Source organism: Nitrospirota bacterium, assembly GCA_023229435.1.
GTDB lineage: Bacteria > Nitrospirota > UBA9217 > UBA9217 > UBA9217 > JALNZF01.
This window is the reverse complement of record JALNZF010000010.1, coordinates 20,994-45,707: the sequence shown is the minus strand read 5'-3', so window position 1 is coordinate 45,707 and position 24,714 is coordinate 20,994. Positions and strand designations below refer to the sequence as shown.

Sequence of the window (24,714 nt, the reverse complement as noted above, 5' to 3'; positions counted from 1 at the left end):
TTACAAATCAATAATAATAAGGAGGAAATGATTGTGAACAAAAGGGAGGACATGGTTATGAACGAAATAGCGAAAAATACGACGCTATGGGGAAAGTGGTTTATCTTTTTTGCCTCATTGATCCTCTGTGTTGGTATGGGCGCGACGCAGGCCTTGGCGGCAGCAGATACTACATTAAACAATTTTACCATGCGCTCTCCAACTGGCAGTGCGGTGGGCGGCACCAATGACGTTCATTTCACCTGGGACGGGACCACGAAGACTTCTGTTGCAGCAGCCGGCCAGGTCTCGAATGCAACAATTACCTCATCCTGTCCGTTCCAGGGTAAGACGTGGTCGGCCCATGATGTGGCCGTCTATGGCCCCGGCACCTACACGGTCTACGCAGGTTGTCCGGAGGGAAGCCCCGGCTGCGGAACAGGCACTGCGATCACCTTTACGGTTGGTGCGACAGAACTCGGCGCCCACATGCTCTTTAACTGGAATCTTAGCACAAACATAGACGTGGTGGATGTCTGGACGCCGCACGCCGTGTTTGCACCGTCACCCATGCACACAGTGGCATGCGGTTCCAATCCGGCCAACACGGTTTGGGACTTGATGTCAAATGACTGGAATGGAGATGGCATAAACGGCCGTGGCATGGTAGATGGCCCGTTCATGAATTTCAATGCCAACTTCAATGTGATGGTTTGCGGCAACTGCAATGACAACGATGCATGTACAATCGATTCCTGTGATCTGGCCACAGCCACCTGCGTTCACACGCCTGTTTCAGGAACGTGTTGTGTAGGACACGCTGATGGGACAGTCTGTGACGACGGCGATGTCTGCACAGGTAATGACGTTTGTTTTAATGAGGCGTGTGTAGGAACACCCAAATGCGATGACAATGACGCATGCACAACGGATTCCTGTGATGTGTCCGGCACTTGCACGCACACACAAACGAATTGCGATGATAGTAATGTTTGCACCACAGATACGTGTGATTCTTCAACAGGCGATTGTGTTTATGTAAATAATACATCGTCCTGTGACGATAACGATGCCTGCACAGAAGGCGATGTTTGTTCAGGTGGAACATGTTCTTCCGGCACCTATATACCTGGTCCGACGTGTAATGTGGCTTGCAGTCCGGCCCCGACCCTTATCTATCCGACAGATGGCCAGAGCGGGTTGGGTTCGACAGTAGAATTTAGATGGACTAAGTGTGGTGATACTGATGGAGATGCTCTCAAGTATCATGTCACTTATTGTATAACCCCGGACGCTATGGGTTGCCCCTCCATAGTGGATGTTGCAGATGCGAGCAAAAAGAACAGCAAGAGTGTGTTCTATGCAAGCGGGGCAGGGCTGTTTATGATCGGCTTGACGTTCATCGGCGGTTTTAGGGGAAGAAAAAAGATCATTGCCCTTCTCATCATTGTAACGCTGTGTGCCGGCGGTGCATTCATCGCCTGCGGAATCACCTCAGACAAGAACGTCGGCACGCCCCTTGGCGACAACGAAATGAACTATATGGCTTCGGGGCTTACTCCGAGCACTACGTACTATTGGAAAGTCGAGGCTGATGACAGTAGAGGTGGTCTTGTCAGCAGTGTCTCGTACAGCTTTACGACACAGTAATTGGAAAATTTTAAGAGAACAGAGGTGCCCCGTTCTTCGCGGGGCGCTTCTGCTCTTGTTTTCATAGCACTTGTTGATATACGATATGAAGTTGAGCAATAGACTTCTATTGGAAATTACCGGTTACCTATATTACTCATATTACTCAAGGAGGACAGGATAATGATCAAGAGGGGGAACGAGCTTATGAATAAAATAGCGAAAACACCGCTCAGAGGAAAGTGGCTTATCCTTATTGCCTCTATCGTCCTTTGTGTTGGGATGGTCACAACACAGGCGTTGGCAGCGGTACAAACTTCTTATAACAACAATTTCACCATGATCAGCGCAGGCGGTCTCGCCATAACGGGCGGAATGAATGACGTCATATTCAAATGGGACGGGACCCAGCGGCACTCTGTTGCCACGGGCAGCCAGGTCTCGAATTGCGCATTTTCTTCAACCACCAGGTTCTATGGCGCTACCTGGGCGACACATGATGTGGTCCTTTATGGGCCCGGCACCTATACGGTCTACTCTCTCTGCCCGGGAGGAAGCCCCGGCTGCGGATTGACCGACGCGACACACCCTCCCATCACCTTTACGGTCGGGGCGGATGAGTTGGGCGTTCATTATCAGTTTAACTGGACTGTCTCTACGGACATTGATATGATCAACATATTTACGAGACATGCCGCGTTTCTCCCGTCACCCATGTGTTCCAACTATCCAAGCTCCTCTACTGAGCAGACAGTTGGATGCGGCGGCAGCGCATCATGCGAGACAGCTCAACAGCCAGCTGACCATCCATGTCCTGATCCCGATACACAGCGTACCAAGGTTTGGGACCTGATGTCAAGAGACGTCGATGGAGACGGCATAAATGGACTGCCTTTTGTGGACGGCCCGTTTGTTGGTTTCAGCGGCAATATGAGTATCATGGTTCCTTTTGCCGGCGGGGTACCGCCGCATGTCTGGCCTGATACAGACTTTATCAGATTCGGCGGATCGTCCGGCGACAAGACGCTCACAATCAAGAACAACGGGGATACCAATCTTATTATCACTTCCGTGAACGAGCTGTCACCGCCGTTCAAAATTGTCGAGGGCACGGACACATGTTCAGGCGCATCCCTTGGGACTTCCGTGGGCAGCGCGTCGCCGCCATCGTGCACGATGACCATACGCTTTGATAAACCGGAAAATAGCACCCTTAGTGATTGGACTACCAGCCTCATCATTAATTCCAATGACGCGGGAAGCCCGGGAAGCATAACGAGGATCATGCTCAATGGCGGCAATGATCCACCCACTGCGCCTGTGCTGGTTTCTCCTGGAAACGGGTTGAGCGACGTGGGACCGGAACAGGAATTCAGGTGGATGAAAAGTACTGACCAGAACGGAGATACATTGTCGTATCAAGTCTATATGTGCCAGGACGCGGCCTTATCGTTGAACTGTATTACATCAACGGTCGCGAGCCGGACCAATGGCAAAGGCGTGTTTTATGCAGGCGGGGCGGGGTTGTTTATGATCGGCATGACATTCATCGGCGGATTTACGAAGAGGAAAAGGACCATTTTCCTCCTCCTTATTGCCGTACTGTTCACAAGCGGAGCGCTCATTTCGTGCCACAGCAAAGACGTGAGCGAGACCGCCGCACCAGCTCCCGCGGATCAAATGAGCTACTTTGCGGCCGGGCTGAATGCCGGCACTACCTACTACTGGAAGGTCGTGGCTGATGACGGAAAATCAACAAATAATTTAGCGGACAGCACAGAAACCTGGAGCTTTACCACCAAGTAAAAGAAAAACGGGGGCGCCCTTCTGTTGAGGGGCGCTCCCTGACTTTGATCTAAGAGAACCAAGTAATCGGTAAACATGTCGTTCGGTTTTCTCCAGTGAGGCTATCGCCTCCCCCTCAGACTGCCCTGTTCACACTGGCCGGCTGTAAAAGCACCGGCGAGGATATAACCCATCAACAACCGACAACTGCTACATTGGCGATCATAAGCCAGGGCACCCTTACTACGGGCACACTGATCGGTGCAGTTGATGTTACCGTTAACCTGCCTTCGGGAGTGACCGTGCAAACGACGCCTGACAGCGTCAATCCTTCTATACTGGTCATGAACACCGGCGTGGTGTTGGCTTCAGGTGTAACGGCCACCATAAACACGTACCTGACCGGCGCCTATACGGCTGCAACGGCAACAGAGCCCGGCAAAGTGATAGTCAAACTGCTCAATGCCAATGGTGTTGGAACGGGAGAGTTTGTCACGGTAAATTGCGATGTTGCAACGGGCGTCTTCCCGACAGCAGTTGATTTCAACTTGACCGATTTCAAGGCCTGGGATACGAACGGCGCCGAGATCATCCCCAGACTGACTGCCGGATTTACCGCGGATATAAGATGATTCAGGAATGAAGCTTTTGCAAAGGTCTTGAATTTATCCCGCAGCTCTGTATACCGCGAAGTGCTCTGAGGAATGGATGATTCCCTTCTTTATACGCTTCGCGGTTATTTTTTTGATATTAATAGTATGTATCTACTCAGTCAAAATCTGTTAGCCGCGAATGGCCTAAAAAATGAACCGGCCACTTAGAGAAGCACGCAAAGATCGCAGAGAGAATTAAAAACTGAAATACATGGTTTCAGGTTTTTCTTTGAGTTCTTGGAGCCTGCCCTCGAAATATGTTATCGGGGGTCTTTTGCGGTCAACCCGAGTAGTTACGATTCTTATCCGAATTATCAATCTTGAGTTGAAAGGTTAATCATGAAAATAAAAACCAGTTCATTGATATGCATTCTTACGCTCGCCCTGACGCTATATTTCTCCCAGCCTGTTTGCGCCGCATCGACGCTTTCCCTGTTGTCCTCGGGCGACGGCGGCTTTTCATTGCAAGGGGTGGGAATGGAAAATGTTGCGGCGCTTGATGTCACCATTAACTACGAAACCTCAACGCTTTCAAATCCCCGGGTCATGCCGGGAGTGTTCATTTCCGGCGCTCTGATGCAAGTGAACCCCAATGTGCCGGGGACCGTGCGCATGCTGATCATCACAACCTCTCCCATAAAAGGCGACGGTACTATTGCAACGCTGGCCTTTGACCAGACCGGCAATTCACCCGGCAGAATTATTGCGATCAATGCAAGCGTCGCCAATATTAACGGTGATCCGCTGCCGGTGCTGGCTCAGATCGTCAATTCGCCCAACGAGACTGAACCCTCATCCATCACCCCCTCGAACGCGGGGACTCAAGCCGATACCGGCGCTGTTCCGGTGCCATTCGGGCAGCAGGGAGTGATCGTCGGTATTGTGCCCTCCGGCGCATCTGCGGGCTCCAAAATCGAAGAGCCGTCAGCAGCTCCAGAAGTTTCTCCTGAGCCGGTAAAAGAGCTTGAGGTGGTTTCTCAAGAGACGGCAAGCAGAGCGGCCGGTACGGAGCAGGAAACGAATCCGACCAAACAGGACAAGAATATCTATTCACAAAAAAGTGTTCTGGAACGTTTCGGCATATATACGGGTGCACGCAGCGCGAAGGCGCTTACCGAACTCTTCAACCAGGAGCCGCTGATCGGTTTCAGGCAGGTTTCCCCGGTCGTTCTTTCAGACGGCAAGGCCACGGTCAAGATATCTTTTATCGCGATGACGACCGGCAAGAAGAAGCCTGATGTCAAGGTTTCGGGCGCCACCCTCCTTTCCCTGAAGAAAGATCCTGACAACACGAATACATGGATCGCGGAGCTGAGGCCGGACAAGAAGGCAGTATCGGCAACGCTCGCTGTTTCCCAGGAGAAGGTGAACATGGAGTTTCCGATCGTAGTTGCGCCGGCGGCCACTGTTGACCTGGATAAATCAGGTACGGTGACGGAGGCTGATTTCATGCTGTTTTTGCGTGATCACGGTACGGCGAAAAAACCCAAATTTGATTTGAACGGCGACGGGAAGAGAGACTTTGTGGATGAGTATATTTTTACCGCCAATTACATCATAAAGAAACCGGTAGTGATCAAATGAGGCGGGGACAAAACCGGTATGAGCAGCTTTAGTTACTATTAAGGTCTGATACTTTATGAAGCAGATCGACAGAGCGCTATTGGACTCACTGACGAAACAGGCCATGGAATCACCGCGTCACCGGGCGCACTTCAACCTTCATCCTGAATTGAACGACCCGGTACAGCGTCTCTGCATAGCCATAGAACCGGGGTCCTACGTGCGACCGCACCGTCACTCCGATCCCGAAACAGGGGAAGTACTAACCGCCCTGCGCGGATCATTGGCCATCCTGCTTTTCGACGAAAGAGGGAAGGTCCTTGAACGCACGGTGATCGATAACAACGGCATGATAGCCGCCGTGGAATTCCCAAGGAACACGTGGCATACCCTGGTGTCTCTGGAATCCGGAACGGTTTTTTTTGAGGTCAAGCAGGGTCCTTATAAGCCGATCGCTGAAATAAACAGCGCTTCATGGGCACCGGCGGAAGGCGCGCCCGAGGCCGCGCATTTTCTGAATTGGTTCAGGAACGCCAGGGCAGGGGATGTGCCGCCCGTTATAGCAAGCTGAGCCCGGTAGGTAGGGTAGAGCCCCTGCCTCAGGCATGCTGGGGCAGGTTGTGCGAAACCCGACGAATTAACTTTGAACGATCTTTAAGAAGCATTATTGTATCTGCTCAGGTCAAATCAGGTCAAAATCTATTGGCCGCGAAAGAACGCAGAGAACACAAAGAAAAGCAAAACAGGGTTCTTCTCAATATTGGGATCTCTGACAGCGTAAGCTCTGCCGAATTAACCCAAGGAGCATGAATATGATTGCGATAAGCGAACTGTGCGACGTTGTACGAGAAACGGGCTATGCCATTCATGTTTATCATGGACATGGGCATCTCGAAAAGGTGTATGAAAATGCGCTGGCAAACCGGCTAAGAAAAACCGGACTCGACGTAAAGCAACAACATCCTCTCAAGGTCTATGATGAGGATGGCACGGTGTTAGGCGATTATTTCGCCGATTTACTGATAGATGACAGTCTTATCGTCGAACTGAAGGCATGTCGTATGTTTGCGGACGAACATATATCTCAATTGCTGGGTTATCTCAAATCGGCCCGAATTGAGCACGGACTTTTAATCAACTTCGGAAGCTACAAATTTCAGATTAAGAAATACGCATTAAGCAAAGACGGCAATAAACCAAAGCTGCTTAAGAACGTATTTGCATGAATTTCAGGATTTTCTTTGAGTTCTTTGCGTTCTTTTGCGGCCAACCTGAGTAGTTACGAATTATTGTGAATATGTTGGGTTTCACTTCGTTCTATCCAACCTACGACTGAATTGGTTAAGGAACGCCCAGGGCAGGGGATGTGCCGCGCAGTTGACCGGTTTTAAAGGGAAGAGACCATTTTTCTCTTGCATTCCGCTATCTACTGTGATAAAAAGTATTCAACACTCTGGGAAATTCCTTGAAGAGTGGGCATCTTGCCCACTCTTTTTATTTGGGGGTTTGAATGGCTGATGCCGTGGAGCAGGTCCGGCAGTTGCTTGATCCGATCCTTGAATCCATGGGATTGTCGCTCTGGGACCTGGAGTTTCATAAACAGGGGCCGCAGTGGCTTCTCAGGATCTTTATCGACCGGGAATCCGGAGGTGTCACGCTGATTGACTGCGAGACCGTGAGCAGGGACCTCAGCGCGGCACTGGACGTCGAGGACATCATTGCGCACGCGTATACCCTTGAAGTCTCGTCACCCGGTCTCGACCGGCTCCTCTCGAAACCCGCGCACTTCATTCGGTTCACGGGCAGTATGGTCAGGATAAAGACTTACCAGCCAATCAACGGGCAGAAGGTTATCCGCGGCAGACTGCTCGGGTTGGTTGAAGGCACGGTCAAGGTGGAACTCGAAGAGGGAACGGTCCTTGACATCCCGATGACCGGCATCACCAAGGCGTCGCTTGAAGTGTAGTTTTAGACGATAAAAACAGGTTAATTATCGGGTTCAAGGTTCACGGTTTAAGGTTAGAAAGTATGAAGATTGAACGGTTTGAAGATATTGAGGCCTGGCAGTTGGCACGCGAGTTGACACGAAAAGTATATTGTTTAACAAAAAAACCGGAATTTGCGAAGGACTTCGGACTGAAAAGACAGATACAAGAAGCTGCGGGATCATCGATGCACAATATCGCCGAAGGCTTCGACTCCGAGACGAATGCAGAGTTTATCCGCTTTTTACGATATGCCAAGCGGTCTTGCTCGGAAGTTCAGAGCGAACTCTATATTGCCTTGGATGAAAAGTACATATCAACTGAAGAGTTTGAAGATGTCTACGAACAGGCCAAACGAACACGAGCTGCTGTTCGTGGATTCATCAACTATCTCAAGAAATATGAAGAAGGTAAGGTGGCCAACCGTAAACCGTAAACCGTAAACCGTAAACCGTGAACCGTGAACCGTGAACCATGAACCATGATTCTATCAGGAGGAAAAGGACTTATGAGTCAAGAGCTGATTCATGTTATCGATCAGATCAGCAAGGAAAAGGGCATTTCGAAGGAGATGGTCGTTGAGGCCGTGGAGTCGGCGCTGGTGAGCGCGGCCAAGAAGAAGTACGGCGCCCAGCGGATCGCGGTGCAGATCGACCCCAAGCGGGGAGACATCATCATGTATGCCTACAAGAAGGTCGTGGCGGAGGTTGTGAACCCGGAGGAGGAGATCACCCTCGAAGAGGCGCAGGCGCTCTATCCCGACGCGCAGATGGAGGGTGAGGTGCCGTTGCAGGTCGAGTTCCAGGGCTTCGGCAGGATCGCGGCGCAGACCGCCCGCCAGGTCATCGTGCAGAAGGTGCGCGAGGCCGAGCGCGAGGTCATCCTCAAGGAGTTCAACGACAAGATCGGCCAGCTGGTGAACGGCATTGTTCTGCGCCATGAGAAGGGCGCCTACTACATCGATCTCGGCAAGACCGAAGCCGTGCTGCCCGCGCGGGAACAGGTCCCGCGCGAGAGCTACCGCAGGGGTGACCGAGTCAGGGCCTATGTGCTTGAGGTGCGCGATACCTCAAAAGGTCCGCAGGTGGTCCTCTCCCGCGCACATCCGGATTTCGTCTCGCGTCTGTTCGAGATGGAGGTCCCGGAAATTTACGAGAATATCGTCGAAATCAAAGGCATCGTCCGCGAGGCGGGAGACCGCACGAAGATAGCCGTGTCGTCAAAGGAATCCCAGGTTGATCCGGTGGGCGCCTGTGTGGGCATGAAGGGCTCCCGTGTGCAGGCGGTGGTCCGCGAACTGAGGGGAGAGAAGATCGATATCATCCCCTGGTCCGAAGATCCGCGCATTTTCATCGCCAAGGCATTGAGCCCCGCCGTGGTCGAAAAGGTGGGCGTGACCGAGGAAGACCGCTCGGCGTTGACCGTGGTGGCCGATTCCCAGCTTTCACTCGCCATCGGGAAAAAGGGGCAGAATGTAAGACTTGCGGCAAAGCTCACCGGCTGGAAGATCGATATCCTGAGTGAATCCGAATACGATCAGGAACGGCAAAAGGAACGAGAGCAGGAGATCGAAGCGGCGATCGTAGAGGAAACGAGAAAGCTGGCCGAGGAGAACGAAGCTGCCGGGAACACGGAAGCCGAGGCCGCCACGCCACGGCGTGGCGATGCAGAGCCAGGGTCGGACCTGACAATCCTGGATGGCGTCGGGGCGAAAACGGCGGACCAGCTCATTGAGGCAGGTTACGACACGGTGGAGAAGATCGCCGCCATGTCCGATGAGGATATCCTGGCGATCCCCGGTATCGGCGAGAAAACAGCGCAAAAGATACTCTTGTCGGCGCGCGCGCTCATTGGATCATAAGCCGGGCAAGATGAGCCGTCCATGAGTAACAACTTACCAGGGACAATGAAAGCCCCCCTCACCTCGGTCCTCTCCCCACGGGGAGAGGAAGAAGAAGTTCCCTCGCCCCACAGGGGAGAGGGTTAGGGTGAGGGGGCATTTGCGGATGAAACAGGGACCGGAGAGAACATGTATCGGTTGTCGAGGCGTATTTGAGAAGGACGCCGTGGTCCGGATCGTCGGCGGACCTCCCGGCATCGCGATCGACTACCGGGAGAAACTCCCCGGCCGCGCGGCCTATGTCTGTCCCACGAAGGAGTGCGTAACAAAAGCGCTGGGCAAAGAAAACCTTTCCCGGGCGCTTCACTGCAAGGTCAGGCCGCCGGAGCCGGAGGCCTTTATCGACCAGCTTGCGGGTCTCATTACGGAGAAGATAAAATCGCTCATCGTGATGTCGGCAAAGGCGGGCAAACTGGCGGCCGGATACTCCGCGGTCCACGATGCGGTGGAGAAGGGGCGCGTTTCAATGCTCCTGTACGCGATCGACCTGTCCGAGGGGACGAAGGGAAAAGTAGCGAGTCCCAGTGCCGCAACCGTGCGATGCACGACGCTTTTCACCCGCGAAGAACTGGGGGCAATGCTTAACCGTGAACTGGTCGGTGTGATCGGGATAGAGGATACGGGGCTCTCCAACGCACTCTGGAAAGAGGCCGAAAGATTAAAAGTCTTGATAAAAAACAGTGAGTAGAGTAAAATGCCGAACTAAACAACCTTCTGGGGGCAAGTGATTTTATGACGGTAATCAGGGTACACGAACTGGCCAAAAAAATGGGAGTCGAAAGCAAGGACCTCATCTCCGTCCTTGAGAAGATGGGCATCAAGAACAAAACTGCGTCGAGCGGTCTTGATGACAAAGAGGCCAAGTCCCTGATCGATAAGTTGAAGGCTGTCCGCAAAGAGAAGGAAAAAGAAAAAATAAAGAAGGAACCGACCGGCGCGATCGTATCCAAAGAGGACCGGTTGAAGAAAGCCGCTGCGCTGATAGGAAAATTTTCCTCAACGCTCGAAAAACCGGGAGCGAAGCCGAAGCCGGCGCCCATTCCTCCGCCGAAGCCGACCCTGCCTGCTCCGCCGGTTATTCCGCCTGTGTCCCATGCAGCTCCGATACAACCTGCCAAGGTTGAAGAAAATCGCGTAACTCAAGAGCTCTCTCAACCCACACAACCCCAGCCGGCAGCGATTGCGCAGCCGGCCTCAGTGCCGCAGCGACCTGGATATGCTCCGCAGCGACCGGGCGCTCCGTCGCGTCCCGGTTTTACACCACAACGTCCCGGCGCCCCGGCGCGTCCCGGTTTTACACCCCAGCGTCCCGGCGCTCCATCGCGTCCCGGTTTCACGCCGCAGCGCCCCGGCGCTCCGGCGCGTCCGGGAGCTCGTCCCTTTGAAAGGACCTCTTTCAGATCTCCGGTGCTTGAACCCGCGCAGGTGCCGCCGTCCCTGATGCCGATACCCGGAAAGACATCAAAGAAAAAGTGGCAGAAAAAAGGAGAGTTCGAAAACAAGTCCGACCGGGAGTTCCGCGCGAAGCCGTCGTTCAAGAAGCTTCCCGATCTTAAGACGTTGCCCCTCGGAAAGAGACCTCATAAAAAAGACGAGAGACACGCGCCACAGACCGATGTGGCCGAGATCACCAAGCCGAGAAAAAAGGTCGTCAAGATCCAGGAAGGCTGTACCATCAAGGAATTCGCCGAGGTCCTTGGCCAGAAGGTGAGCGATGTGATCAAAAAGCTCATGGCCAACGGCATCATGGCAACGCAGAACCAGGTCATGGATACTGACGCCGCCATGCTTCTTGCCGAAGAGTACGGCATCAAGGCGGAGATCACGAGCATTGAAACGGCAGAGGATGTTCTGGAGGAAAAGGCCGATACGGCCGAGTCCCAGGTGCTGCGGCCGCCGGTGGTAACGATCATGGGTCACGTGGACCACGGCAAGACCTCGCTGCTTGATTCCGTTCGGGAAACGAATGTTGTCTCGGGTGAAGCCGGAGGAATTACCCAGCATATCGGCGCCTACCAGGTGAGCCTGAAAGGGAGGGACATTACGTTCCTCGACACGCCGGGCCATGCGGCATTCACGGCAATGCGCGCCCGCGGCGCGCAGGTGACGGATATCGTGGTCCTCGTTGTTGCCGCTGATGACGGCGTGATGCCGCAGACGCGTGAAGCGGTCAATCACGCCAAGGCGGCAAACGTCCCGATCATCGTGGCCATCAACAAGATCGATAAGCCCGATGCAAAGCCGGACCGGGTGAAGCAGGAGCTTGCGGAATTCGAACTGACCCCTGAAGAATGGGGCGGCCAGACCATTTTTTGTGAAGTATCGGCGAAGAAAAAGATCGGTCTCGAACATCTGCTGGAAATGATCCTCATCCAGGCCGATGTGCTTGAGCTCAAAGCAAACCCCGACAAGATGGCGCGTGGTACGGTCATCGAGGCCAAACTTGACAAGGGACGCGGACCGGTCGCCACCGTGCTGGTCCAGTCCGGTACGTTGAAAGTTGGCGATTTCTTTGTGACCGGGGCGCAGTTCGGGAAGGTGCGGGCGCTTATTAACGACAAGGGTGAACGGGTGGAGAGCGCCGGACCATCCATGCCCGCCGAAGTCATCGGATTTTCCAATGTCCCGCTTGCGGGAGATCGTTTTGTGGTGCTCGAAGAGGAACGCAAGGCCCGTCAGATCGCGGAAGGCAGGCAGGCAAAACAGAGAAGCACGGAAATGGGCTCGATCAAAAAGGTGACGCTCGAAGACCTGCACACCCAGATCCAGGAAGGCATGGTCAAGGAGCTCAATATCGTGATCAAGGCGGACGTGTCGGGATCGGCCGGAGCCATCGTCGATTCGCTCGAAAAACTGAGCACCGCCGCGGTCAAGCTCAAGGTCATCCACAGTTCCGTGGGCGCGATCACCGAAACCGACGTGATGCTCGCGGCCGCGTCGAACGCCATCATCATCGGGTTCAGTGTTCGTCCGGAACCCAAGTCAACCGAACTGGCACAGCGCGAGGGAGTGGATATACGCCTGTACAACATCATCTACAACGCCATCGATGATATCAAGGCCGCCATGGAAGGGTTGCTTGAGCCGACGCTCAAGGAACGCATACTCGGTCACGCCGAGGTGCGTCAGACGTTCCATGTTTCCAAGGTCGGCACGATCGCGGGATCCTACGTCTTGGATGGGGTCATGAGCAGGCAGTGCGATGGTGTCCGGGTGCTCCGGGACAATGTGCTGGTGTACACGGGCAAATTCCATTCGCTTAAGAGGTTCAAGGACGACGCGCGCGAGGTGCAGTCCGGTTATGAATGCGGCATCGGTATCGAGAACTTCAACGATATCAAGGTCGGCGATATCGTCGAGTGCTTTGTGATCGATAAGGTTGCGGGAAAGTTATAGAACAAGAGGCGGGTTAAGAGGTTCACGGTTCAAAGTTCACGGTTAACCGCGTAAACCCTAAACCCTAAACCTTGAACCTTGAACCTTGAACGTTGAACCTTGAACGTTGAACCTCATCAGCCTTCACGTTTTTTACGTAACTGCTATGTTCATCGGCGTTTGTACCATAGAGATGCATGTTCCCGACAGCGGGTCGCTCAAAGACAAGCGGCATTCACTGCGCAGCCTGAAAGACAGGATCCGGAACAAGTTCAATGTCTCGGTGGCCGAGGTCGATGACAACGACCTTTGGCAAAAGGCATCCCTGGCAGTAGCGGTCGTAAGCAATGATAAATCCCACCTCAACCAGACGCTGGATCATGTGCTGAACATGGTCCGCGGAGTGCCGGAAATAGACCTCCTGGATTATCATATTGAGATATTTTAGGACCGGAGTTGGAAACCAGAATAATAGAATCAATATTGGTATGCGCGTAGAACCTTACAAGCTTTCAGGAGAAAGGGGGAAATTGGAGAAATGGAGAAAAAGACATTCTATTAATTATGTTATTCATCCCCCTTTCGCCTCTTAATTCCCCATTTCTCCTGATCGGTTTATTCTGATCTGAATATAAAATATACCATGGCCAAACCAACATTTAAAAGATCAGTGCGCGTAGGCGATCAGATGAAGCAGGAGATCGCCGATATCCTCATGCGCAAAATAAAGGACCCCCGTATCGGGTTTGTCACGGTGACCGATGTCGATCTGTCGGATGACCTCAGGAATGCAAAGGTTTTCGTGAGCATCTACGGCGGCAACAAGGAAGAAACGTTCAAGGGTTTGAACAGCGCCTCGGCATTCATCAGATCGGAACTCGGCAGACGAATGACCATGAGGTGCATTCCGGAGATCCTGTTCCGTTTTGACGATACCGTGGAGCATGGGGCGCATATCATGGAACTTCTGCACGAGATCGAGAAAAAGCAGGAACAGGTACCGGAAGAGAATAAAGAGAATAATACGGAAGACCCGGAGCATGAGTAACTGTACGAGTATTGCCGCGGCACTGAAAGAGTGCACGACCATTCTTATTTCCACGCATAAAAGCCCGGACGGGGACGCCCTCGGTTCCCAACTGGGGCTCATGCTCGCGCTGGAAAAAATGGGGAAGACGGTGATCGCGCAGAATCTGGATCCGGTGCCGGAAATCTACCGTTTCCTGCCCTGGAATGAGCGGATCAAGATCGGGAAACCGGTCCAGGGTCGTTATGATGCATTCATTGTTGTTGACGCGGACCCGCCGCGAACGGGACTGTTTGACAAGACCTATCCCGCCGATATCCTGATCAATATCGATCATCACATTACCAATCCTCTTGCATGGCCGCTTACCTGGCTGGATACGGCCGCTTCCGCCGCCGGCGAGATGATCTTCAGGCTTGTTCAGGAGCTTGGCGTCAGGATCGACCGGGACATTGCCCTCTGTCTCTATACCGCTATTTTTACGGACACGGGATCCTTCCGGTATTCGAATACCACGCCGGAAAGCATGAAAATATCTGCAGCGCTTCTCGAGGCCGGCGCCGATCCCTGGCTTGTCACGGAAAACGTTTACGAATCCTCTTCGTACCCTCGATTGAAACTCCTTGGAACGGTCATTACGAACATGCAACGGAGCGAGGATGGACGGACCGCCTGGGTCGTGGTGACCGAGGAGCTTTATCGCCGGACCGGGACCACGGCTGAGGACACTGATAACTTCGTGAATTTTGTTCGGTCGACCAGGGGTGTAGAGGTGGCGATCCTGTTCAGGCAAACAGGAAGCGCGCAGTATAAGATCAGTATGCGCTCCAAGGGACGGGTTGACCTCTCAGGATTGGCCCAATCCTTCGGCGGAGGAGGACACAAGAACGCCGCCGGAGGCGTGCTTGACGGGTCGCTCGAGGAAGTAAAAAAACGGGTGCTCGGCGACGTCGAGAAGACAATTGCCGCGCAAATGGGAAACAGGGAACGATAGCGAATGGACGGCGTTCTTAACATCAACAAACCGTCCGGCGTTACCTCTCACGATGTTGTCGAGAGCGTTAGGAAGATCCTCCATGAACGGCGGATCGGACACACGGGAACGCTCGACCCGCTCGCGACCGGTGTGCTCGTTTTGTGCGCGGGCAGGGCAACGAGGATCGCACAATATCTTGAAGCAGGGGAGAAGGAGTACAAGGCGATCATGCGGCTCGGGGTGACCACCGATACCCTTGATGCCGATGGACTGATACGGGAAACAAAGTCGTATACCCCGCCCGACCGGCAGAAGATCATCGACGTTTTACCGGGGTTCATTGGTTCGATCATGCAGCGTCCGCCGGCATACTCTGCCGTGAAAGTAGCGGGAATTCCATCGTACAAGCTGGCACGGGAAGGCAAGGCGGAATTGCTCAAGCCCCGTCCCGTAACGATCTACACTATCGAGTTGACGGCGTTCGAGGACCCCGAGGTAAGCCTCACGGTACGGTGCTCAAAAGGCGTATACATCCGCACGCTCTGCGCCGAATTGGGAGAGGCATTGGGCATGGGAGCGCATCTCACCGCTCTTGAACGAACGCGCTCCGGGCGTTTCAGCATCGATCGAGCCATAACCCTTGATCAGCTTCAGGCGATGATGGCGGCAGGGAACGGGGAACAGGCGCTTACGCCGATCGACGATGCGCTCGCGGCTTTCCCGGCAATTCCGATCAGCGAGGCGGAGACAGTACGGGTGCTGCATGGAAACCAGATATCCTGTCCCCCGTCTTTTGCACACATCACGAGCGACCATGTCAGGCTTCACAGCCCTGCCGGCAGACTTCTGGGTCTTGCGCGTATCGTTGAAGGGGTGCTCAAACCCGATCTGGTTTTTTCGTAATTTTAAAAAAATCAGGAAGGATCTGTCAGATCCGGCAGATCCGACGGATAATAAATAAAAAGCTTTACATCTCGCAGTAAATATGATATTTTACCACGCCTTAGAAAGAAACATCTCACTGAAAGGAGGGACGGTTGAATGGATAAGGAACAGAAAACAGGTCTGATCAATACGTACCGCAGGCATCCATCAGATACAGGTTCTCCGGAAGTTCAGATAGCAATTCTGAGCGGACGAATCAGCCATCTGACGGAGCATTTGCAGGCGCACAAGCACGACCAACATTCGCGGAGAGGTCTTCTGCAAATGGTCGGGCAGAGGCGCCGGCATCTGAATTACCTGAAGACGAATGATCTTGACCGCTATCACAAGGTCATTGAGCAGCTTGGCATACGAAAGTAGCATTACGAACGTAATGGGAAGAGTGAGGTTTCATGGTAACAACAGTTAAAGCAGAAATAGGCGGAAAAGAACTGATCCTGGAAACAGGATTAATGGCCAAACAGGCAAACGGCGCCGTTGTCGTGCGGTACGGTGATACCGTAGTCCTGTCAACGGCTGTTTCTTCGAAAGTAGAACGGGCCAACGTTGATTTTCTCCCGCTTACGGTGGATTATCAGGAAAGGGCCTATGCAGCCGGAAAGATCCCGGGCGGGTTCTTTAAACGCGAAGGACGTCAGACCGAAAGAGAGATCCTTACGTCCCGGCTCATTGACCGGCCGATCAGGCCGTTGTTCCCTGAGGGATACTATTTCGACACGCAGATCATCGCGTCGGTACTCTCGATCGGTGAAGAGAGCTCCATGGACCTCATGGGAATGGTCGCTTCGTCGTCAGCTCTCGCGATATCCGATATCCCCTTCAAAGGCCCGATCGGGGCCGTTCGGATCGGGCTTGTTGACGGCAAGTACATCATCAATCCCGGCCAGAAGGAGCTTGAGGCCACGAAACTCAACCTGGTCGTAGCAGGCACTGTTGATGCGATCATGATGGTGGAAGGCGGAGCGGCCGAACTGACCGAGGACCAGATGCTTGAGGCCCTCGAGACCGCACACCGTGAGATCAAGAAGATCGTTGCGCTGGTGAACGAACTTGTCGCAAAGGTTGGAAAACCAAAGCGGGCGGTGAAAACGGTTGAGATCGACAAGGACCTTGCCGCGCAGGTGGCTGGTCTGGCCATGGACCGTTTGCTGACCGCAATCGTCATTCCGGACAAGATGGAACGCCAGAAGACCCTCGACGTGCTGCTTGACGAGATCAAACAGAAGCTCAAGGATGAAGACCCGGCAAAAAATATCCAGATAGCACCGATATTTTTCGGTTTGGAAAAGGACGAGGTCCGCAAGATCATTCTGGAAAAGAATATACGCGCTGACGGACGAAAGCCGGACCAGATCCGGCCTATCAGCTCTGTCGTCGGCATGCTTCCCCGGACACATGGATCGGCGCTGTTCACCCGCGGCGAGACACAGGCGCTGGTGGTAACCACACTCGGGACGTCGGTGGATGAGCAGCGCGTCGACTCCCTCGAAGGAGAGTATTTCAAGTCGTTCATGCTGCATTACAATTTCCCTCCGTTCAGTGTGGGTGAGACCAAGCCCCTCCGGGGACCGGGCAGGCGCGAAGTTGGCCACGGCGCACTCGCTGAGCGGGCGCTGAAGGCAATGGTGCCGACCAAGCAGGAGTTCCCGTATACCATCAGGATCGTATCAGACATCCTTGAGTCCAATGGCTCATCATCCATGGCAACGGTTTGCGGCGGGACGCTGTCGCTCATGGACGCGGGTGTGCCCATCAAGGCCCCGGTCGCGGGCATCGCCATGGGTCTCATCAAGGAAGGCGATAAGATCATCGTGCTTTCGGATATTCTCGGGCTTGAGGACCACCTCGGTGACATGGATTTCAAGGTCACCGGAACGAGCAAGGGGATCACCGCGCTTCAGATGGACATGAAGATCGAGGGTATCACGATCGCTGTTATGCGCACGGCCCTTCAACAGGCGAAGGACGGGAGGCTGCATATCCTCGGCAAGATGCTGGAGACGCTTACCGAGCCGAGGAAGAACCTGAGCACCTTCGCGCCGCGAATCATCACCATGAAGATCAACACGGACAAGATCAAGGATGTGATCGGCAGCGGAGGAAAAGTGATCCGCAGTATCGTGGAACAGACGGGAGCGAAGATCGATATCGAGGACGACGGTACGATCAACATCGCATCTTCCGACGAAGCCGCGGCGCTCAAGGCAAAAGAGATCATCCGGGGCATATGCCAGGACGCCGAGGTCGGCAAGATCTACACGGGCAAGGTTCGAAAGATCATGGACTTCGGCGCCTTTGTGGAGATATTCCCCGGCACCGACGGACTGCTTCACATTTCTCAGATCTCAGACCAGCGGCTCGAAAAAGTAACCGACGCGCTCAAGGAAGGTGATGAGGTCCTCGTCAAGGTGCTTGAGATCGACCGGCAGGGGAAAATCCGCTTGTCGCGCAAGGAAGCCATGCGGGATAAAGAAAACAAACAATAACTTTCCCCGTTGTCGACAGCACACTGTGAAAAGAATAGAGAGGAAATAGGAGACTCGATGAGATTCCCTGTTTCCTTTTTTGTTTGTGTCAGATCAGGTTGTCTGGTTCAGGGAGCAGGTTCAAGGTTCACGGTTCAACTTTCACGGTTGTGGCTGGTTGTTTCTCGTCTTTCTATGTATCCTGAACTTTGAACCTCAAGGAGCACTCATGCCGAAATACGATGTAGCCGTGGTCGGTGCAGGGCTCGGAGGCCTTGCCGTTGCAGCACTGTTGTCCAGTAAGAAGAAAAGAATTATCGTTATTGAGCGCGGATCATTGAACGAGGCTGTGGGAGCGTTTGCAAGGGATGGATACCAGTTCTCTGCTTCGCCGGCCCTTTCCTATGGTTTTGAACGGGGAGGTGCGTTTTATACGCTTTCTGCGAACCTCGGGATCGTTCATAGCGTGTCCGTGAAATCACCGTGTTATCAAGTGGCGCTCCCTGATCACCGGATCACCATTTTTGCCGATCAGGGAGAAACGCTTGAGGAGCTCAGACGAGAATTCCCCACAGAAATAGATTCATTGATACCGTTCTACCGGGATCTGCATAGATTGGCGGATACAATGGTAAAAAGCCGTTTTTCGGCATACGTGACGAAGCACAGGTCTGTCGCCGGGTTTATCCGGAAATATCGCTTCAGCAGAGAATTGACCGCGTTCTTCGATATCCAGGCGCTCTATTTCTTTCAGAGACCTGTTGCAGAACTTTCCCTGGTCGACCTTATCACGTTATGCGATACACCGCCGCTTTACCTCGAAGGCGGCTTCAAAAAACTAGCCGCTCGGCTCTATGACACGATTCTTCAGCAGGGTGGTGAAATTCTGCATAACGAAACGGTTAACGAGTTCGCATTAAGAGGAAGCACTATTGTTGGTATTAAAACAAAACAGGATGTCATAGAGGCTGACACGATACTCATGAATCTGTCGCAGCGCACTGATTCATCGACGATTTTCATGGGACTGCAGGATACCGTGATGCCGGTTGGCATGTGCCCGGAGGTGCTTTATCTACCGGAGTATCGGTCGCCCCGGGATTTTTTTACGCTTTCGTTTGGCGCCGACAATGACGGTGCAAATGCTCCCCATGGCATGAGGGCGCTGAGCATGTCTTTCAGATCCGCCCAAGGCGGCGCTGACGATAAGCAGGCGCTCATCGATACACTGAACAGGCTTATCCCTTTTTTAAACGATTACCTTGTTTTTAGCGAAGAACATCGAGCGGGTGATGAAGGGATCGAACTGCCGCAGGGTTTTACGTTTAAACCACTTCGATCAGGAGAGGGGATGCCCCTACTTTACCGGGGTTCAAAAAAGAATATATACCTTTTAAAAAATGAACAGACAGCCCCGCTTCAGGTAATATCAGAAGTGAACAGGTTTGTACAAAAAGTCAGCTGACATTCATTCTGGCTTTATCCCGTAGTGGCCTTGTTCGCAAGCTCGATGATGTATTGGTGACCTTTTGGCTCTCTTTATTTTGTGTCATTCCCGAGGCTTTATAAGTCTGCCCCGGTATTTTTTTAAGCCGGGGGGAATATGGTTTTTAGCATGAAGAGGTGCTTTCAATTTACAGGTTTAAACGCAAACCAGATCCCCGATAGAGACATTCGGAGATGACGGAAGACGAGTTCGCCAGGCTTTGTGTTTTAGAAAAAAATGATTATAGCTTATCGGTGTTTGAAGGGGGAAGATAAGAGGAATAAGAATATCATCATGAAAGCGGGCTTGCTTCTTTCATGATGATGGACTGCGATCAGACGTTGGCAAGCACGACGGTCTCCACTTCCTGAAAATCAACCGCGCCGTCCTTCAGTGTCACCAGCACCTTATGCACGTCTTTAAAGCGTCCTCTCAGGATGTCCTCTGAAAGCGGATCCGCGAGATACTTTTGGACCGCCCGGCGCATGGGCCTCGCGCCGTAGGTGGGCTGGAAGTTTTCCTGAATGAGCCACTCCTTCACTTCCTGAGATACCTCAAGCTCGATGCCCCGGTCAAGCATCATCTGGTTATCCAACTCATGGACCAGCATATCCACGATCTTGATGAGGTGCTCATTGGTGAGCGGATGGAAGACGACAACGTCGTCGATCCTGTTCAAAAACTCGGGGTTGAAAGACTTCTTGAGTTCCGAAGTAACATTCTCCTTCATTTTTTCATATTGAGTCCCGGCGCTCGCCTGATGGAAACCCAGCGTCGTATCCTTATCGATCATTCTGGCGCCGAGATTCGATGTCATAATGATGATGGTATTACGGAAATCCACCTTTCTGCCGAAGCTGTCCGTCATAAAGCCGTCATCAAGTACCTGGAGAAGCATGTTAAAGATATCCGGGTGCGCCTTCTCGATCTCGTCAAAGAGCACGACCGAGTAGGGCCGACGCCTGATCTTTTCAGTAAGCTGTCCGCCGTCATCATACCCGACATACCCCGGAGGAGAGCCGACGAGCCTTGATGAGCTGAACTTTTCCATATATTCCGACATATCGACGCGAATAAGCGCATCTTCGGTGTCGAAGAGGAACTGTGCGAGCGACCTAGCGAGTTCGGTTTTGCCGACGCCGGTGGGGCCGAGGAAGATGAACGAACCGATGGGCTGCTTGCGCGTCTTGAGCCCGACCCGTGAGCGGCGAATGGCACGGGAAACCGCCGCGATCGCCGCGTCCTGGCCCACGATCCTCTTGTGGATCTCTTCTTCCATTCTGAGAAGGCGGGACGCCTCTTTTTCCTCGAGCCGCGAAAGGGGAATGCCGGTGATATGCGATACGATCAACGCGATGTCCTCTTCACCGACAATGGGGACGTTCTTCTCCTGATCGTCCTTCCAGTCCTTGTGAATGCCTTCGAGCGTTTCGCGCAGACGGTCTTCCTCTTCCTGGATGGACTCCACCCGCACGTAATCCTTGATGCGCGAGAAAAGGTTTTTTTCCTGTTCAAGTTTTTTGAGCTTCTTCTCGATGACCTTCATCTCGGCGGGGTAGGTGTAGCGTTTGAGCTTCGCCTTCGCTCCCGCCTCGTCGATCACGTCGATGGCTTTATCGGGAAGGAACCGGTCCGTTATATAACGGTCCGAGAGGTGCGCGGAAGCTACAACGGCCTCATCGGTTATCTTGATCTTATGGTGCAATTCGTATTTTGGCCGGAGACCTTTGATGATGTTAATGGTCTCCTCAAGGGTGGGCGGCTGCACGTAGATGGGCTGGAACCGCCGTTTGAGGGCGCCGTCCTTCTCGATATGTTTTCGGTATTCATCAAGCGTGGTCGCTCCGATGCAATGGACCTCGCCGCGCGCCAGGGCCGGCTTCAGCATGCTCGACGCATCGATGGAGCCTTCAGCGGCTCCCGCGCCCACCAGGGTGTGCAGCTCGTCGATGAACAGAATGATATTGTCAGCCTGGACGATCTCCTTCATGACGACCTTGAGCCGTTCCTCGAACTGGCCGCGGTATTTGGTGCCCGCGATCAGGGCGCCCAGGTCGAGCGATACCACACGACGGTTCAGGATGTTCTCCGGAACTTCTGAATTGATGATCCGCTGCGCAAGCCCCTCCACGATGGCTGTCTTGCCGATGCCGGGCTCTCCGATAATGACGGGATTGTTCTTGGTCCTGCGGGAGAGAATATGAAGCAGACGTTCAATTTCCTGGTCCCGTCCGATGACCGGATCGAGCTTGCCGATCTTGGCAAGTTGGGTAAGATCTCTGCTGAATTCATCGAGGGCCGGGGTAGGGCTTTTCTTAGCGCTCACCTGGGTCGCCGCACGACGAAGGTAGTTGATGACCAGTTGGCGGGAGCCAAGCAGGTTCACGCCGAAACTGCGAAGGATCTTGCCGCCGATGCCTTCCTCCTCACGGATCAGGCCGAGGAGCAGGTGCTCACTGCCGATATAGTTATGACCGAGGAGCCGTGCCTCTTCAACGGCATATTCCAAGACTTTTTTTGCGCGAGGAGTGAAAGGGATGTCTCCGAAGGTAAGGGTGTTTCCGCTCGAGGGTAGATTTCGTTCCACCTCCATGCGGATCTGATCGACATCAATGCCCATCTTGCGGAGCACGGCCACGGGGATGCCGTCTTCTTCACGGAGCGTGCCGAGAAGGACGTGCTCAGTCCCCAGATAATCGTTCTGGAGCCGCTCCGCCTCTTCCCGCGCGTAGACGATTACTTTTCTTCCTCGTTCCGTGAATTTTTCGAACATCATAATAGAGAAACCACCTTCACCGTTGCAATGAATTTCGCTTATCTTGATTAAAATATACTCCAATCAAGAGGTTAAAGTCAAGAGTCCTTTTGCTTGTTGCAGCTCATCCATAAGGGGAAAGTCGTTCACCTGCTTCATTGCGCTTGTCAGCGACTCGACTGAGCGACTCGACTGAGCTCGTCGAAGTCTCGTCGAAGTCTTGCACGCTTGCGGGCCTGCAAACCATAGGTGTTATGAAAATGCGTTTTTTTGTTTGACTTTATCCACGCAACAGAGTAATTTTTCAACATGATACGCAAAGCAACGTTCATGGATGTGAAGGCGATCCAAACGCTGGTCAACCAATACGCCGATTCGGGACAGATGCTGCCCCGCACCTTAAACGAGCTCTATGAACATCTTCGCGATTTTCATGTCTGCGAGGACAACGGTTCGCTCGTCGGTGTGTGCGCTCTCCATGTCAGCTGGGACAAACTTGCCGAGATACGCTCGCTCGCCGTGCGGCAAGACCGGGTCAAGAGTGGTATCGGCGCTGAGCTGGTAAGAAAGTGCCTGGCAGAGGCCGCTGAACTGAGGGTTGAGCGAGTGTTTGTGCTGACGTATCAGTCAGGTTTTTTCAGAAAGCTCGGTTTTATCGAGGTAGATAAAAAGGAACTTCCTCATAAGATATGGACCGACTGCCTGAACTGCGTCAAGTTCCCTGACTGTGATGAGTCCGCGCTTATTATCAAGATCACCCCAACACACTGATAAATTCCAATATACAAATACATATTACAAATAATCTCCATGCACCAAATTCCAATTTTCCAATCGTTGGGAGCTTGCTATTTGATTCTTGAACCGATAATCTCTAATCTAACAGGTCGCTGAAAAAGTCCATCAGTCGCCCAAATTGTCATTCTGAGCGTAGCGAATAATCTCGCCTTTCCAAAGACTTGAGATCCTTCACTTCGTTCAGGATGACGTCAGAAAAGACTTTTTCAGCAAACTGCTAAGTGGTTAACTTAAAAAACAACATGTTATCTCTCTATATTCATATTCCTTTTTGTGTCAGAAAGTGCCGGTACTGCGGCTTTTATTCAACAGCGTACTCACCCGGAAGAGCCGATGAATTCATAGCCGGCTTTATCCATGAGGCAGCAAGGTACCGGTATGATTTCAGCCACAGGACCTTTAGCAGCATTTATATGGGCGGAGGCACCCCGACCGTTCTTTCTCCCGATCAGCTTGGGCTGCTCGTAAGAGTCATCAGGGATCAGTTCCCGATTGATGATCGGGTTGAATTTACGGTCGAGGCAAACCCGAGCACGGTTACGAGCGAGAAGCTATCGCTTCTACTGGCTCAGGGAGTAAACAGGCTCAGCCTGGGTGTACAGTCCTTCTCAGACGAGATACTTCAAACCCTGGGCAGGCTTCACACCGGGGAACAGGCTGCTGATGCGTTCAGACTTGCAAGAAGTACTGGATTCAAAAATATCGGCGTAGACCTTATCTATGGAATACCGGGGCAAACCGCTACCCGGTGGGAAGAGACCCTTGACGCGGCCATCGCGCTCAAACCCGAGCACCTGTCAGCCTACAGCCTCTCCCTTGACGATGGTTCACAACTCATGCGCGATGCGGAGGCAGGCGGATTCACGATGCCTGACGATGAAGTCACGGCGGCTATGTATGAGTACGCTGTACCGAAGCTGAGCAAAGCGGGCTATGCACAGTACGAGATCTCGAATTTTTCCCTGCCCGGATACGAGTGCAGGCATAATATGAACTATTGGGATCGGGGAGAATACCTTGGTCTCGGTCCAGGGGCATGGTCGTTCATCTCGGGGAGGCGATACGCCAACATCTCCGATACAGGGGAATACTCAAAACGGCTGTCAGACGGCCGTTCTGTTATCGATACCGAGGAGACTATCGGCCCAATACCCTCAGCGAGGGAGACGATCCTCCTGGGACTCCGGACCATGAAGGGACTGGACCTTCTTCGATTTGAACGGGAGTACGGCGCCGACCTCCTGCTCCGTCTTGAGAGGAATGTGGTCCCCCTCAGGGATGCGGGACTTGTTCGCGTGACGGAAGGGCGCTTGACGCTCACCGGCCGCGGAATTCTCCTGTCGAATGCGGCCCTGGCAAGGCTATCCGTATAATTTTTGTTTACACATTCCCT

The 24,714-nt window shown here is 53.0% G+C and carries 21 protein-coding genes; 20 read left to right on the top strand and 1 reads right to left on the bottom strand.

Features of this window, described 5'->3' with window-relative positions; translation table 11 throughout:
- Nucleotides 1–189 precede the first annotated feature (189 nt).
- The 18 genes from M0R70_08945 (at nucleotide 190) to M0R70_08860 (ending at nucleotide 19,747) form a co-directional block, all read left to right on the top strand.
- On the top strand, nucleotides 190–1,629 hold the full coding sequence (locus tag M0R70_08945; GenBank protein ID MCK9419488.1) for a hypothetical protein: 1,440 nt from the start codon (nucleotides 190–192) through the stop codon (nucleotides 1,627–1,629).
- 162 nt (nucleotides 1,630–1,791) lie between these two features.
- Entirely contained in the window at nucleotides 1,792–3,414 is a 1,623-nt protein-coding gene (locus M0R70_08940; protein MCK9419487.1) for a hypothetical protein, read from the top strand.
- Nucleotides 3,415–3,608: 194 nt separating this feature from the next.
- Nucleotides 3,609–4,025 carry a hypothetical protein gene (locus tag M0R70_08935; GenBank protein ID MCK9419486.1) on the top strand — a complete coding sequence of 139 codons (417 nt, stop codon included), beginning with the start codon at nucleotides 3,609–3,611 and terminating at the stop codon, nucleotides 4,023–4,025.
- Between the two features lie 360 nt (nucleotides 4,026–4,385).
- Complete coding sequence (locus M0R70_08930; protein ID MCK9419485.1) at nucleotides 4,386–5,630, top strand: hypothetical protein; 1,245 nt, start codon at nucleotides 4,386–4,388, stop codon at nucleotides 5,628–5,630.
- A 55-nt stretch (nucleotides 5,631–5,685) separates the two neighbouring features.
- Entirely contained in the window at nucleotides 5,686–6,180 is a 495-nt protein-coding gene (locus tag M0R70_08925; protein MCK9419484.1) for a WbuC family cupin fold metalloprotein, read from the top strand.
- Between the two features lie 241 nt (nucleotides 6,181–6,421).
- Nucleotides 6,422–6,835, top strand: coding sequence for a GxxExxY protein (locus M0R70_08920; protein ID MCK9419483.1), 414 nt, complete (start codon nucleotides 6,422–6,424; stop codon nucleotides 6,833–6,835).
- A 284-nt stretch (nucleotides 6,836–7,119) separates the two neighbouring features.
- A complete protein-coding gene (locus M0R70_08915) occupies nucleotides 7,120–7,575 on the top strand; it encodes a ribosome maturation factor RimP (GenBank protein ID MCK9419482.1) in 456 nt (151 codons plus the stop codon).
- Between the two features lie 62 nt (nucleotides 7,576–7,637).
- A complete protein-coding gene (locus M0R70_08910) occupies nucleotides 7,638–8,030 on the top strand; it encodes a four helix bundle protein (protein MCK9419481.1) in 393 nt (130 codons plus the stop codon).
- A gap of 72 nt (nucleotides 8,031–8,102) precedes the next feature.
- On the top strand, nucleotides 8,103–9,455 hold the full coding sequence (gene nusA, locus M0R70_08905; GenBank protein MCK9419480.1) for a transcription termination factor NusA: 1,353 nt from the start codon (nucleotides 8,103–8,105) through the stop codon (nucleotides 9,453–9,455).
- A gap of 145 nt (nucleotides 9,456–9,600) precedes the next feature.
- The gene (locus tag M0R70_08900; GenBank protein ID MCK9419479.1) at nucleotides 9,601–10,182 is read left to right on the top strand and encodes a DUF448 domain-containing protein; all 582 of its coding nucleotides are present in this window, start codon (nucleotides 9,601–9,603) and stop codon (nucleotides 10,180–10,182) included.
- Between the two features lie 44 nt (nucleotides 10,183–10,226).
- The gene (infB, locus tag M0R70_08895; protein ID MCK9419478.1) at nucleotides 10,227–12,890 is read left to right on the top strand and encodes a translation initiation factor IF-2; all 2,664 of its coding nucleotides are present in this window, start codon (nucleotides 10,227–10,229) and stop codon (nucleotides 12,888–12,890) included.
- 145 nt (nucleotides 12,891–13,035) lie between these two features.
- A complete protein-coding gene (locus M0R70_08890) occupies nucleotides 13,036–13,317 on the top strand; it encodes a DUF503 domain-containing protein (protein ID MCK9419477.1) in 282 nt (93 codons plus the stop codon).
- Between the two features lie 195 nt (nucleotides 13,318–13,512).
- Entirely contained in the window at nucleotides 13,513–13,917 is a 405-nt protein-coding gene (rbfA, locus tag M0R70_08885; GenBank protein MCK9419476.1) for a 30S ribosome-binding factor RbfA, read from the top strand.
- Nucleotides 13,910–14,890 carry a bifunctional oligoribonuclease/PAP phosphatase NrnA gene (locus M0R70_08880; GenBank protein MCK9419475.1) on the top strand — a complete coding sequence of 327 codons (981 nt, stop codon included), beginning with the start codon at nucleotides 13,910–13,912 and terminating at the stop codon, nucleotides 14,888–14,890. Before rbfA ends, M0R70_08880 begins: the two co-directional genes overlap by 8 nt.
- Before the next feature lie 3 nt (nucleotides 14,891–14,893).
- A complete protein-coding gene (gene truB / locus M0R70_08875; protein MCK9419474.1) occupies nucleotides 14,894–15,775 on the top strand; it encodes a tRNA pseudouridine(55) synthase TruB in 882 nt (293 codons plus the stop codon).
- Nucleotides 15,776–15,913: 138 nt separating this feature from the next.
- Complete coding sequence (rpsO, locus tag M0R70_08870; GenBank protein MCK9419473.1) at nucleotides 15,914–16,177, top strand: 30S ribosomal protein S15; 264 nt, start codon at nucleotides 15,914–15,916, stop codon at nucleotides 16,175–16,177.
- 32 nt (nucleotides 16,178–16,209) lie between these two features.
- Nucleotides 16,210–18,303, top strand: a complete 2,094-nt coding sequence (gene pnp / locus M0R70_08865) for a polyribonucleotide nucleotidyltransferase (GenBank protein MCK9419472.1) — start codon at nucleotides 16,210–16,212, stop codon at nucleotides 18,301–18,303.
- A 208-nt stretch (nucleotides 18,304–18,511) separates the two neighbouring features.
- Nucleotides 18,512–19,747, top strand: coding sequence for an NAD(P)-binding protein (locus M0R70_08860; protein MCK9419471.1), 1,236 nt, complete (start codon nucleotides 18,512–18,514; stop codon nucleotides 19,745–19,747).
- 355 nt (nucleotides 19,748–20,102) lie between these two features.
- On the opposite strand, the gene M0R70_08855 is transcribed toward M0R70_08860, so the two are convergent.
- A complete protein-coding gene (locus M0R70_08855) occupies nucleotides 20,103–22,544 on the bottom strand; it encodes an ATP-dependent Clp protease ATP-binding subunit (protein MCK9419470.1) in 2,442 nt (813 codons plus the stop codon).
- A gap of 288 nt (nucleotides 22,545–22,832) precedes the next feature.
- Between M0R70_08855 and M0R70_08850 the strand changes: the two genes are divergently transcribed.
- On the top strand, nucleotides 22,833–23,294 hold the full coding sequence (locus M0R70_08850) for an N-acetyltransferase (GenBank protein ID MCK9419469.1): 462 nt from the start codon (nucleotides 22,833–22,835) through the stop codon (nucleotides 23,292–23,294).
- Nucleotides 23,295–23,563: 269 nt separating this feature from the next.
- Entirely contained in the window at nucleotides 23,564–24,694 is a 1,131-nt protein-coding gene (gene hemW, locus M0R70_08845) for a radical SAM family heme chaperone HemW (protein ID MCK9419468.1), read from the top strand.
- The last annotated feature ends 20 nt before the right edge of the window (nucleotides 24,695–24,714 follow it).